Annotated in this window: 13 protein-coding genes; 4 read left to right on the plus strand and 9 right to left on the minus strand. The window is 64.6% G+C overall.

The genetic code is table 11. The features are described from left to right. Window positions 1–5 precede the first annotated feature (5 nt). Both ABZT47_RS28910 and ABZT47_RS28915 read right to left on the minus strand, forming a co-directional pair. Window positions 6–737: a GntR family transcriptional regulator gene (locus ABZT47_RS28910; RefSeq protein WP_354848743.1), complete on the minus strand. Its 732-nt coding sequence runs from the start codon at window positions 735–737 to the stop codon at window positions 6–8. A gap of 444 nt (window positions 738–1181) precedes the next feature. Further along, window positions 1182–1541, minus strand: coding sequence for a hypothetical protein (locus ABZT47_RS28915; protein ID WP_354848745.1), 360 nt, complete (start codon window positions 1539–1541; stop codon window positions 1182–1184). Between the two features lie 376 nt (window positions 1542–1917). Here ABZT47_RS28915 and ABZT47_RS28920 point away from each other — a divergent pair, with 376 nt between their 5' ends. Next, a complete protein-coding gene (locus tag ABZT47_RS28920; RefSeq protein WP_354848749.1) occupies window positions 1918–3345 on the plus strand; it encodes a helix-turn-helix domain-containing protein in 1428 nt (475 codons plus the stop codon). Next, window positions 3342–3869 (plus strand): flavoprotein, encoded by a 528-nt coding sequence (locus tag ABZT47_RS28925; RefSeq protein WP_354848752.1) that lies wholly within the window; start codon window positions 3342–3344, stop codon window positions 3867–3869. Before ABZT47_RS28920 ends, ABZT47_RS28925 begins: the two co-directional genes overlap by 4 nt. A gap of 905 nt (window positions 3870–4774) precedes the next feature. Here the strand turns inward: ABZT47_RS28925 and ABZT47_RS28930 are convergent. The 3 genes from ABZT47_RS28930 to ABZT47_RS28940 all read right to left on the minus strand — a co-directional run bounded on the left by ABZT47_RS28930 (window position 4775) and on the right by ABZT47_RS28940 (window position 7903). After that, on the minus strand, window positions 4775–5230 hold the full coding sequence (locus ABZT47_RS28930) for a hypothetical protein (protein WP_354848755.1): 456 nt from the start codon (window positions 5228–5230) through the stop codon (window positions 4775–4777). Window positions 5231–6984: 1754 nt separating this feature from the next. Then, window positions 6985–7164, minus strand: coding sequence for a hypothetical protein (locus ABZT47_RS28935; protein WP_354848758.1), 180 nt, complete (start codon window positions 7162–7164; stop codon window positions 6985–6987). 40 nt (window positions 7165–7204) lie between these two features. After that, window positions 7205–7903 (minus strand): hypothetical protein, encoded by a 699-nt coding sequence (locus ABZT47_RS28940; protein WP_354848761.1) that lies wholly within the window; start codon window positions 7901–7903, stop codon window positions 7205–7207. A gap of 356 nt (window positions 7904–8259) precedes the next feature. On the opposite strand from ABZT47_RS28940, the gene ABZT47_RS28945 reads away from it, so the two are divergent. Next, a complete protein-coding gene (locus ABZT47_RS28945) occupies window positions 8260–8451 on the plus strand; it encodes a hypothetical protein (RefSeq protein ID WP_354848763.1) in 192 nt (63 codons plus the stop codon). A gap of 51 nt (window positions 8452–8502) precedes the next feature. On the opposite strand, the gene ABZT47_RS28950 is transcribed toward ABZT47_RS28945, so the two are convergent. Then, window positions 8503–8952 (minus strand): hypothetical protein, encoded by a 450-nt coding sequence (locus ABZT47_RS28950; RefSeq protein WP_354848766.1) that lies wholly within the window; start codon window positions 8950–8952, stop codon window positions 8503–8505. Window positions 8953–9163: 211 nt separating this feature from the next. Further along, window positions 9164–9664 (minus strand): TetR-like C-terminal domain-containing protein, encoded by a 501-nt coding sequence (locus tag ABZT47_RS28955; RefSeq protein WP_354848770.1) that lies wholly within the window; start codon window positions 9662–9664, stop codon window positions 9164–9166. Between the two features lie 307 nt (window positions 9665–9971). On the opposite strand from ABZT47_RS28955, the gene ABZT47_RS28960 reads away from it, so the two are divergent. Next, window positions 9972–10427: a hypothetical protein gene (locus ABZT47_RS28960; protein WP_354848773.1), complete on the plus strand. Its 456-nt coding sequence runs from the start codon at window positions 9972–9974 to the stop codon at window positions 10425–10427. Window positions 10428–10726: 299 nt separating this feature from the next. Here ABZT47_RS28960 and ABZT47_RS28965 read toward each other — a convergent pair whose 3' ends face one another. Further along, a complete protein-coding gene (locus ABZT47_RS28965; protein ID WP_354848776.1) occupies window positions 10727–11134 on the minus strand; it encodes a cellulose binding domain-containing protein in 408 nt (135 codons plus the stop codon). Window positions 11135–11264: 130 nt separating this feature from the next. Then, the gene (locus ABZT47_RS28970) at window positions 11265–11441 is read right to left on the minus strand and encodes a hypothetical protein (RefSeq protein WP_354848779.1); all 177 of its coding nucleotides are present in this window, start codon (window positions 11439–11441) and stop codon (window positions 11265–11267) included. Window positions 11442–12243 lie beyond the last annotated feature (802 nt).

Raw genomic sequence — 12243 nt, forward strand, 5'->3', positions numbered from 1 at the left:
TTCGATTACCGGATCGGATAGGCGTCCTCCAGCTCGTGACGGTCCCCCGGCAGCACGGTCTGAAGCACCACATGCGCCTTACCGGTCGCATCACAGGCCACCGCATACAGATCCAGCAGCGCAGCCGATGCCGCGACGCCGAGCAGGCCACGTTCCTCCTTGGTCGGGTTACGCGCGGTCAGATGCTCCACGATGTGATCCAGCCCCACCCCGGCCGCCGACTCCACCAGCCGGCCGACCCCTTGCGACAGCTCAGCCGACGCAGCAAGCGCCGTCCCCTCGGCCAGCTCCGGCCGCAGCCACACCGACACGACCTCCGAAGGCTCATCACCTTGATTGACCACCGTCTTGCGCAGCACCACCGAGGCGCCGTCATCCAGACCGAGATAGGCGGCGATCCGCCGAGGAGCCTTGACCAGCCCAGCCGAGACCAGCCGCGTCGTACTCGGGATCTCTTTGCGGTCCAGCAGTTCCCGGCCGGTACGCGGATGCTGCCCCGCGGCCAAGGCAGGCCGGCCACGCACGAAGCGGCCCTTGCCCTGCTCGGAGATGATCCACCCGTTATCCCGCAGCACCCCAAGCGCCTTGACCACCGTCGGACGCGCCATGCCGAACTCGGCCATGAGCTGATGCTCACTGGGCAGCGGAGAACCCGGCGGATACTCCCCGGACTCGATCCGCCGTTCTATCTCGGCGATCAATTGCGCGTACTTGGGGGGTGTGTACTCGAAAGACATCCCGGAACCCTCGCATTCAGCCTGCCTGCCTAATCAAGCACGTTAGCAGGACAGCCAACCCGTGCGTAGGCCCTACCAGCGACAACGCGCACGACCCGACAACCCGGCGAAAGAATCAGCGCATGCGGACGAGCCCCCACGATCAGGAATTCGTGGAGGCTCGCCCAGGACAGGGTCAAGTAGCCCGAACCGGCCCAACGTCGGGGGGAGTACGCGGCGCTGGGACAGCCAGTCCCTTACGCCGGGCTTCCGCCCTGTCCTGCTCATCCAGCCGAGCCGCAAGATCGGCGAGCGTATCGCCCCCCACCACATTGGCGATACCGAACACCGCCGCGCGCTCAGACCAGGAATGATGCCGGTAGGCGACCCACCCACCATGAAAATCGAGGATCTGCCACGTCCTACCGTGACGCTGCTGGAGTAGCCCCAGGGTGATGACAGCGGTCATCGCGACGCCTGCCAATCCCGCGCCCGGCCCACCAGGAACGCCAACGCCTCGGCCGCCTCCTTCACAGGAAAGAGGAAACGCAGGTCGTCATCAACTGGACGCACGCAATACGCCAAATCCTTGCTGCTCGGCACGATCGTCACCGTTGCCCGAAGTTGGCGATCCGCCCCGCGCACCTCCAGCTCAGGGGAGACGTAGCGCGGTACGGCGTAGTCATGAGGGCACAAGCGCAGCCGGATCACCCGGACCACGCGCCCGGCGACGCCGTACCTTTTCAGCTCGTCATTAAATGCAGCGAGCACCGTCCCATACAACGCCGCCACATCCCGAGTCACCAGGTCAGACGCGACCACCATGCCGGCTCCCTTCACTCAGACCAGCAAGCACACGACCCAGAAGGTCAGGCCGCTTCGCCCTCCACCACTGGACACTCGAAGCACGCCACCCGGCGCAGAGCCACGGGCTCGCCCGCCAGTCGAGCCTCCGCATTGACCCGATGAGCCCTGACGAAGCGCCAGCCGCGCCCTCGGCATGCCACGCATCCCGTCTGGTTCTGTTCGCCCTCTAAACGCATGCGTCCAGAGTCGTAAAAGCCAGATTGACAACCCATCCCGGCTCGTTATCCCTTGACGGGATAACCCAAGGTCCCCTACCTGTTGTAGGTCGGCCATCCGTGACGACCTGGGGGACCAGCGCATGCGGGCACAGGCGAGCGAGCCCATCGGCCTATCTATGGCATTCTGGCAGCGCCAGGACGTATTCGACGCGCTATGCGCTCGGGATATCGGGCATGTGTTCCGCCTAGTCCGCCAATACGGCGGTATGAGCCAAACCCGCATCGGTATCGCGGTGAACCTCAGCCAAGGCAAAGTCAGCGCCATCATGAACGGGTCCGCGCAGGTCACGGCCCTTGAGGTTTTCGAGCGCGTCGCCGATGGACTGGCCATGCCCGACCCCGCCCGTATCGCTCTAGGGCTCGCCCCGCGCAGCAGCCCCACGGTTATTCCGTCCCGGGATACCACTTTGCTCCCGCCCGGGACGGTCACCTCGCCACCGGTCGACTCCTCGCAGATAGGGCCACCTACTGTGGATCTCGTCCGCTCAGGGGAGGACGAGGACACCATGAGACGCCGCGACTTCGTCGGACTGACAGGCGCCGCCCTATTCAGCGCCGTACTCCAGCCCGCCCCGAGCAGCCGGCCAACAGACGGAATCGAAGACCTCGCCGCCGCCCTGGTCGACTACCCTGCCGCGACAGACCAGCCGATTGACATCACCGCACTCGCCCGCGGCGTTGCCCAGGCCAAGAGCACCTATCAGGCATGCCGCTATGCCGAGGTGACCGCGATGCTTCCTGGCCTGCTGCGATCTGTACGCATCGCCTGTACGAGCGTGATTGGCGACGCTCGGCATCGCGCCCACGGCCTGGCGGCCGAAGCTCACCACGTCGCGGCGTCCATCCTGCTCAAGCAAGACGACAAGGGTCTCGCCTGGCTAGCAGCCGACCGCAGCACCCAAGCGGCTCACGCCTCCGAGAACCCGTTGATGATCGGTTCTAGCGCACGGATCATCACCCGCGCCCTCATGGATGGCAAACACCACCGCGCTGCGATCAACGCCGCCAGTGCCGCCGCGCAGCGCATGGACACCGCCGTCACTAGCCCGAACGACAACGACCTTTCGATCTACGGGTCTCTGCTCTTGTCCGGAGCCGTCGCCGCCGCCAAGACCGGCAACCGGCACACCGCTACCGAGCTGCTCGATGAAGCCGACCAGGCAGGCCGCAGACTCGGCCACGACGGTAACCACATGTGGACTGCCTTTGGCCCCAACAACGTTCTATGCCACCGGGTCAACATCGCCCTCACCATGGGCGACGCCGGCACCGCCATCGACTTCGCTCGACTAGTCGACATCAACGCTCTACCGATCAACGAACGGAAAGCCACTCTCTTGCTCGACACCGCCCGCGCGTTCCTCACCTGGAACAAGCATGACCAGGCCCTATACGTGCTCCGTGCCGCCGGCGAAATCGCGCCCGAGGAGATCACCGGGCGCCCCGCCACTCTCCGCCTGGTCCGCGACCTGCTCGCGACCGCGCCCATCACCGTAAGGCGCGACGCCCGCGAATACGCCGAATCTCTCGGAGTCTCGGCGTGAGCAAGGTTCTCTACATCATCGTGTGCGCCGCCGGTCCCGCCGCAGACGTGGGCAAGCTCGTCACCCTGGCCCAAGACGACGGATGGACCGTCCAGATCATCGCGACGCCATCCGCCTTGAACTTCATCGACTTGCCAGCCTTGGAAAAGCAGACCGACCGCCCTGTACGCAGCGAGTACCGCAAGCCGGGGGAGCCAAGGTCACCCCAAGCAGACGCCATCATCGTGGCCCCCGCCACCTACAACACCATCAACAAGTTCGCCCAAGGCATCGCCGATACCTACGCCCTGGGCCTGCTCGCCGAAGCCCCGGGACTCGGCATTCCCGTCGTCATCCTGCCGTTCGTCAACAGCGCCTTGGCCGGCCGAGCACCCTTCCGCCGCAACGTCGACCAACTCCGAGCCGAAGGCGTACACGTCCTAATCGGCCCCGGCCAATTCGAGCCCCACGCCCCCAACTCCGGAGGCGACAAGGCCGACACGTACCCGTGGCACCTGACGCTATTGCATCTTGAACTCAACTGACCCCTCCATGGTGTGAACATGTTCCGCGACCAGAGGAATGGGATAGCCACCCATCTGCGCACACGGTCCCCGAAACGGGGGGAAGAGTAGGTATGGTTACAGGTATTTGTGGTGGCAGATAAATTTCATGTGGCGGCTCGTAGGGCAGCGGAATATTTGGGTACCGCTTCTGCCACTCATTCTGTAATCGTACTAGCTTTTCCAGCTCGTGTTGGAACCGCTTCATTCCCGCCGAGTTGCGAGCCGTTGTATTGAACGCACGCCATGCCGAGCGCTCTCGCCGGGTTTGAGCGTGAAGGCGAGCAGTCAGATCCGCCGAAGCTTTCAAATCCGATGCATCCACGTGTCCCGCAGGATAAGTCCCCAGAGGCGATACGATATCTTGCAGCGGTGACACGGTGGCTTGTGGCGATGCGGAGTAGGGTTGGCCGCATCCTGCGATCAAGGTTAAGGCGCAGATGCCCAGTACAAGTCTCATGTATCGACGATATCCGGGCAAGCGTTGTCACGCCTCGTTCCCGGCGCACTCGACGACTCGTTGCCGAATTGTTCTTTTAGGTATCAAGGCGGCAGCGCTCCGCGCCGCCGCACGGCCCGCCGCCCGCTCCGCCCGGCCGGGCGTGCGGCGTGGGCGCCGGTCCCGGCCGGCGGCGGGAACGCGGGCCGCCCGCCGTACGCAGCGCCCGCCGCACCAAACCTCACCCGCCGACCAGGCACGCGCCGCCGCCCAGATGCAGCACGACGATCGCCATGCTGTGGCTTGCCATCTCACGGGGTCGGGGGCGATCGAAGGTCCGGGACTTCGTACCTCAGCCCCGGCCCATCGAGCCAACGGGAGTGAGCCGATGAGACCAACGCAGGTTTCAAGTTCAGGCTTGATCGTGTCTAAGCGCGGTCCGCATAAGCTATTTACGAGAGCGAGGGAAGTGATAGACGCATGCGCTATAATTTTCGAAGCGCTGCGGGCGCCTCGCCTGCTTTATTTGTCCCATGCCCCCGCCCCGGAGATCCCAATACCAAACAGTATCATACGAGGCGTATCCTGGAGCGATGATCGCAGACCCCTTGTAGCGCCCCTTCTCTGTGCAATTGATTGCAGTTAAAGCAAATTGGCGCCCGTGGTCACCGATCGTTAAGGTCTTCGATTCGGCGCCAATTCGATAATCGATGCGGATGTCAAAAGTAACAGCATCACGAGTGATGCGGGACTGAATGTAGAGGGCTTCTTCCTTTCCATTCTTGACATCAAGCCGCTTCTCCTGGAAAAAGAGAGGGCCTGGTTTAATGCCGCTCACATTTCCCAATTCGTAGCCCTTCACGGGAATGCGTGCAACCGGAAGGCGTTCGTCGAAGTTGAACATCAGCTTGACGGTGTCCTCTGGCCCCTGAGGGGGAATTGTTAGATAAGTTCCCCTATATGGAGGCATGCGGTGAATGTTTACTGGACTGACGTTATCAATTCGAATTGCCTGATTACGCCGGCCCTCCAAAGTGATCAACAAGTTCAGGGTCTCAGGCGTAGCCGCGCCAGCAGCGCGCATATCGGATACAAGCCGATCAAGGCTGCGCCATCGCGTCTCCTGCAAGAGCTTCTTCTGGGCAGAAGTCAACTCTACCCCGGAGGGCAGGACAAGCTCACTGCCAGCGTCGAGGTATCTTACGGTGTACCGGAGATCGTTATCCTGTCTCACAACGCTACGTATCCGATCCTTCAGGGCAGGACTGTCAACCACCTCTGGGCCAGCCCAGGAAAGGAGGCCGTAAGCGATGCTGGCAAATACAGATGCCGCAATGCCGAGCATCCAAGTCGCAGGCGATCTGATCCACTTTCTCCACCCCGTCAGGGTGCCCTCGTTTCCAGATTTCTCGGGAGTTTCTCCCCCCACGACAGAACTCGGCTTAGGCTTCTGCTCGCTCTGTTTGGTAAGCGTGGAGGCGCGACGCCGCTTCCTAGGCATCAGCCAAACCCCTCTTCTCGTCGTTGACGACTCAGCTTGCTCGGAACGCTGCCAAAGTATGACAGAAACATCTGCAAGAGCGCTGGAGTTTGGCTTGAGTCCTCGAAGCCGCGTCTCGTTGGCCCGGTGCTGCCAGAAGGATATTCGGTAACGCGGGAGTTCAAGATCCGGAATATACGCGGAATGCACTAGTGCTGGACAAGCTCATGACATAGCCGAGTCGCAGGCGGAGGCACTCAAAGATGCCCCAGCCGTTACGCCCGCAATACCATCGACAGTTGCGGTGGGATCGCGGTGCAGTTTGGGTTGCAGTTCAGAGGCGTGCAGAGCCGTTCAGGGTGGACCACGTATGCCCGTTGACCTGCATTAAACTGCCTGGAACCATGATCGTCCGAGCTTTTAATCCGTGAAGCGCGGGTTGCAACCGGGCGCGTTGAAGGATGCTCAGGAAGGGTGCCTCCGGCGGGGACGCTCGGCTCCGGGGTGGGGTCATGGGGGCGGCTATCGGGTCGTAGGTGGTTGAGGCGGAACTGATCACTCCGTCTGCCGCAACCCAGGCAAGACCAGCAGACCAACTCCTCCGGCACAAGCCCGTCTGTGACCGTTGGCGTCCCATCGCCGAGGAACGGGGACCAGTGGACGTACACGCGAAGACGGGCTTGTGCCTCCGTCGTCGACCTGCTGCCGCTTCGCGGTGGGTCGAGGCAGACGGGGTGATCAGGTGGGGGAGTTGTGCGGGTTCGCGCGGGGTTGTGCATCCGAAGGCGATGTGCGTGCCATCTGCGTGCCTGAGCGCGTGCCACTTCGTGCCATTCGGCGTGATCAATGAGCAGGTCATGACCGTGATCACCGTGCCATTAGCGTGCCATTAGCCAGCCGGGAGCGCGGTTGCTCACGGTCGACCGAGGGTGTTGCGCCGCAGGTCGGGGGAGTGGTTAGGGGATCTTGGCTCCTTACAAGCGAGGGGTCACTGGTTCGAACCCAGTAGCGCCCACCCGGCGAGCCGGTGGTATCGCCCGCCTCCGGCGCAAGGTCCTCGCCTCCGGCTCGGGCGTTTCTCAGCGGGAGCCTTCGGCTCCGGACGAGGGGCGAGCCCCCCGAACTCCCACCTACCACTACCCCGATCTTCACAAGCCCTGGGCATGCGCGTCGCCATATCAGCACCAGAGTGAGCGGGTCAGATTCTGGCGGCGATGATGGGGGGCGAGGCGGTCGGCGATCTCGACGTGGCCGGTGTCGTTGGGGTGGACGGAGTCGCTCAGGTCCGAGCTGGAGAGCCAGCCCTCGGTGTTGACGTAGAAGACCTTGGCGTCGCCGCCGTCGTTGAGGGTCTTCACCGCCGCCTGCGTCTGCGCGGCGCGATACGCGTTGCGCCGGTCAGGAGGTCACGAGCACGTGGACGATCCACTGCCGTTGCGGGATCGTGCAGCCGGGTGTCGTGTGCAGGCATGGGTCGTCGGTCATAGTGACCACGTCCACCGTGCCCGGTTGGGCGGCGCTGTAGGTGGCCGTCAGCGGTTGGCCGGTCGGGAATCCGCCGCTGAGCTGTCGGAGGCTGAGCGCCGGGCCGGTCAACTTGGTCGGCTGGTAGTTGCGGGGAAGGCTCACGACGAGCGTGTCACCGACCCTCAGGCTCACGGTCCGCTCGCTGTCCCCCTCGGTGACCGTGGTGGTGGGGTTGGCTGGTACGACGATGACGTGCACGAGCCAGCGACGCTGGGGCACGGTGCACCGGGGCACGGTGTGCAGGCAGGTGTAGTCGGTCTGAGTTCGCAAGTCGGCCGTGCCCGCTGCTCCGGCGAGGTATGTCGCGGTCAGTGGCCGCCCGGTCGGGAACCCGCCGCCGCCCGACGTCCGAGTCAGTGCGGCACCGCTGGTGGTGATCGGGTCGTAGCTGGCGGGTAACGTCACCGTCACCGATTGGCCGACGGAGACGGTGACCGTGGTGCCGTCGGAGGCTTCGGTGAGCGTGGTGTCCGCAGCGACCGCGGCGCTCGCGCCCAGTTGTGCCACCACCAGCATTCCCGTGACCGCAAGCGTACCCAGACGTGCCGCCAAACCGCCGATCGCAGACATAATCCGCACCATGCATCCGTCGCCGACCAGCGTCAACGACGCGGGTGCGGGCGACAGCCGGGACCGCAGGTCGGCGACGCGTCGATGGGCACATTGGATGAACCGTTCAGTGCACGCCGACGGCGACCCGGAAATCCACCTCGGCCGGGGGCGGCAGGCTCGTCACGACCCTTCCAGATGATGACGATCAAGCCTGCGCCGGCCGACGGAAGCGGAGGATCGAACCGGCCATCGCGGGGTTGCGTCCACGGGGGTGGTGTATGAGTTTCCGCTGGTAGTCAGCGTGGCGTCGTGAAATGAGGACGGCCATCGCGTGATCCTTCGAGTACAAAAGTACAAGATCGAAGGAGAAGGCGATGGCCGTGAACAACAGTGTGGACCCCGCGACCTGGCTGGCGGAGCAGATCGAGACCGGTGATCCGGATCTGGTTCGGAGTCCCAAGCGCTTACTTAGTGGTCGGCACATTAAGATGGCCGGCTCACCGGATTGGGTTCCTGTAGTGTCATGTGACGATCTCTTCTCTCTCACCTTCTCCGACAACTCGTGACGGCGGCCTGTGAGGCTGACAGGATGGTGAGGCCTTCGTCGTTAACTGCTATCAACGGCGCTTCCAAAGCACACGCCACATAAGGTATCCGGGCCCGAACAGACAGGTCAGGCTGATCCCAAGGAAGAACAGCGGGCCAATGGGATCGAAATAACCCGGTCGGTGCACCACGACTCCGTGCCCTGTATCGAGAGCCGGCACGCGGGCTCCTTCAGTCAGCTCAGGCGCATAGTAACCGTTGATCCATACCCTCGCCCGAGCCGTCTGGCCATCGTCGGATCTATAGGAGCCCCACCAGCGGCAGGGGCCGCGCCCCCTGCACTTCAATTCCTCGGCGACGAAGGACCCCATCGTGCCCTGGCGCAGGGCGGCGCGTGCCTCCCATTTGATGCCGTCAGAGGCGACCAAACCGAAAACTACCGCGAACATCGTTGCTAGTGGCACAAGCAACCCAATGGCGATCACCAGGCATCCAGCACCGCAGCCGTTTCGCTCCTCCATGCCGCCGACTCCCGTCCGTGCGGAAAGGAAATGCCTAACCAGGGCAACGTAGGGTGAGGCGTCCAGGTTCCGCCGATTCTGACGGCGATGGTCCAACCTTCGCCGTGAATCATGTGGGAAGCTGCGCGGGACCGCATTGGGTGATGCCTTCGTAGTTGCAGTTCCTGGTCAACGGCAGACCGGTATCCCCGCCGACTGTGGGTCGACAACGTCAGCCGGCGGGTATTCGCCGATGCACGTCAGAGAGCAGGCTGTGCATGGCGCCGCGGAAGACCTCCGCCTGCAGCGGGCCGATGAAGGCGGTGTGCCCGAACACTTCCAGGACCACGAGGCCGTGCAGGTGGCCCCAGGCGCTGATGAAGAGGGCGGCGGCCTGCGGCGGAAGTCCGCCGACCGCTTCGGGCGGCAGCTGCTCGAAGCGGGCACGGAGTGCGAGGCTCAGTGGTGGAACCTCGGTGCGGGCCAGTTGCTCATCGGTGAACGCACCGAACAACTCTCGGCGGAAGACGGCCGCGATCCTGCGGGCACCGGCGGTCGTGCGGCCATCGGAGGGCGCCTGGTAGTCAAGCAGCGGTGTCCCGTAGATGAGCTGAAACCGTGCGGGGTTGTCGAGACCCCATCCCCGGAACGCTTCCGCGGCGGTGATGAACGTCGGCAGGTCGCCGTCCGGCGGTGCGGTGTCGAGCGCACTGCCGGACATGATCACCAGCACCCCTGAGATCATCAGCGCCCAGATCGAGAAGGGCGGCTGGAGCCCGATGCCGGGTGCCGTCCCGCGCCAGCGGTAAGTAGGCGAAGCTTCTGGGACGGGAGCGTCCGCCCGCTGTCAGCCGCCCCGTTCCACATTCCCGACGTTCGCGTCGGGGACCAGAAAGGGCGCCACTCAGGTGAGCCCCATCCCCAGCGGCAGCCGTCCGGTGCCGCCGTACAGCGCCTCCCGTCCGGGCCGTGGACGCCATGCGGTCAGGACCGGCCGGCGCTCACCCCGGAGCGATATCCCCTTACCACAAGGAGTCCTCATGGCCACTGGAGCCGACGCGTCTCCTCCCGCCGGCCGTCCGTCCCCTTGGGCGGATCGGATCGGGCGCACGCTGATGGCCGTCGACGCGGCCGCGACACTCGTCGCGTTCGCGGGCGGGATCCTCATCATGACCAGCGTTTCCGACGACCGCGTCATCACCGAAGCGTGGCGGACGCTCGCCTACGTCGTCTTCGCGGGACTGTGGATCGTGCTCGCCGTCGCACCGCGCCGACAATGGGGACTGTGGGAGCTTCTGCTCTTCCACAAGGGCGCGATCACCGTCTACTGCTTCGTCATGTGGGACAAGCCCGACGCGGCGCAGACCGCGATCATCGACCTCTTCGTCCTGGTGACGACCGCGGTGGCGTACGTGCTCTGCCGCGGCTGGACCAGTTGGCGGACCGGTGCCTCCGAGCCGGCCCGCGGCCGGGGGCCCGCGACCTCGGCCGGGTGACGCGAGTCGATCGGGCTGCGTGAACGCGCTGGTCTCATGGTCGACGTGGAAGGCTCACCATGCCCTCAGGTACGGATCCCGAGATCGGCCTGCCGGTTCGGTCGCGTCGCGGGCGCGAGTATCGCTGAGGCCTTCATCCCGCTGGAGGTGGCGACGGGTTGCCTTGCAGGTTCCGGACGAGTCGCAGGTGGAGTCGACGGCGGACAAGTACCAGAGGAGCCGGCGCACCGGTGCGGGTGAGCGGATGAGTGTCAGGGGTGGAGCCCGGCCGGGCTCCACCCCTGACGGTTGGTCCTGGGTCAGGCGATGGCGCACGCCGCGTCGTTGAGGGTGAACGACGTGGGTTCACCGGTGTTGCCGGTGTGGGTGGCCTGGAAGCCGATGCTGACCGAGGCGTTGGGCGCTATGGCGCTGTTGTAGGAGACGTTCTTCGCGGTCACCTGGCCGCTGGTGAGGCCGTAGGTGGCGTTCCAGCCGGAGGTGATGGTCTGGCCGTCGGGGAGGGTGAAGGCCAGCGACCAGCCGTTGATGGGGGAGGAACCGGTGTTGGTGATCGCGATGTTCTCCGTCAGCCCGGTGTTCCACGCGCTGACCGTGACGCTGACGCGGCAGGCGCCCGGTCCGCCGCTGGGCGTGGGCGTCGGCGTGGGTGTGGGCGTGGGCCCGGTGCCGTCGAGGCCGAGGAAGGTGAGGGCGTAGGGGAACATGCCGGTCAGCGGCAGGGAGTGGCCGTAGCCGGCGAAGCTGAGTCCCTCGACGCCGGCCTGGTTTCCGGTGCCGCCGTACCGGGTCCGGGTGAGGCCCGCTTGGGGCTGTCGGTGAGCGCCGGGGTCTGGCTCACCCCGCGACCCGGTCCGGCACGTAGAGGTACATGTTGAGATTCGTCGGGTTCGTACCGAAGCCGGTCACCCGGGTCAACGAGGCCGCCGCCGCGGCCCGGACCGCCGGCAGCGTGCCCACGACCACCAAGGGCAGGGTGGCGACCGCCAGCACGGCTTTGAGCCGTCGTTTCACGACATGTCCTTGTATGTTCGTCACGCTGCCTATGTCGGACACGGCGGCGCCGGCATGCCCCGGTGTTGAAGGTGATCAATCTTCATGAGTTCTCCCATACGACTAAATGGACGAATGACTGTTAGCGCTAACATCGCATTCGTGTCGCTGGCCGGATGAGTTGAGAGAGCATGCGTGCAGGAGAAAAGCTTGCGGCGTAAAGCGGGCTGAGGTCTCATGCTTCGTCGGCTGGAGCAGAGCCTCGCCTCGATAGTCGGGATGCGTCGTCACCGATGACATCCACCTCAGCCAACCGGCACTCTGCGATCTGCAATCACGGAGCCGAGGCACAGCCACAGAATGCCGACCTGAAATTTTCACGGTTCGGCGAGGCATTCATACAGTTCGTCTACACGCGAGCCCGCTTAGCGCTTGACCTCTGCTGTAGGCCGAACCACACTCCGCTGGAGTGTCACCCCGCGCGACCGGCTGAGCGGTCCGCATCCCTCGCGCACGCATGCCCTTTCATGCGATGCATCAACGCCAACAAACTTACCGGAGCTGATCAGGGCCTAAAAAGTGATCGATCACATGATCAAGGTCCATACAGTGGCGGTGCCGGAGATCGGCGCTGACCGGGGCCAACGGGATCGAGAGGGCGCGCTGAGCGGCACCGACAACTGACAGGAGCAGGTATGACGCAAGATCGGGTTGAGCCGGTGAGCGGGGAGCGGAAGGCGCTGAGCCGGAGGAGCGTCCTGACGACGATCGGGGCCGTGCCGGTCATCGCGGCCGCGGCGTCGGTCGTGGGGGCCACGGAGGC

The organism is Sphaerisporangium sp. NPDC005289 (genome assembly GCF_040607455.1).
Classification (GTDB): Bacteria; Actinomycetota; Actinomycetes; order Streptosporangiales; family Streptosporangiaceae; genus Sphaerisporangium; species Sphaerisporangium rhizosphaerae.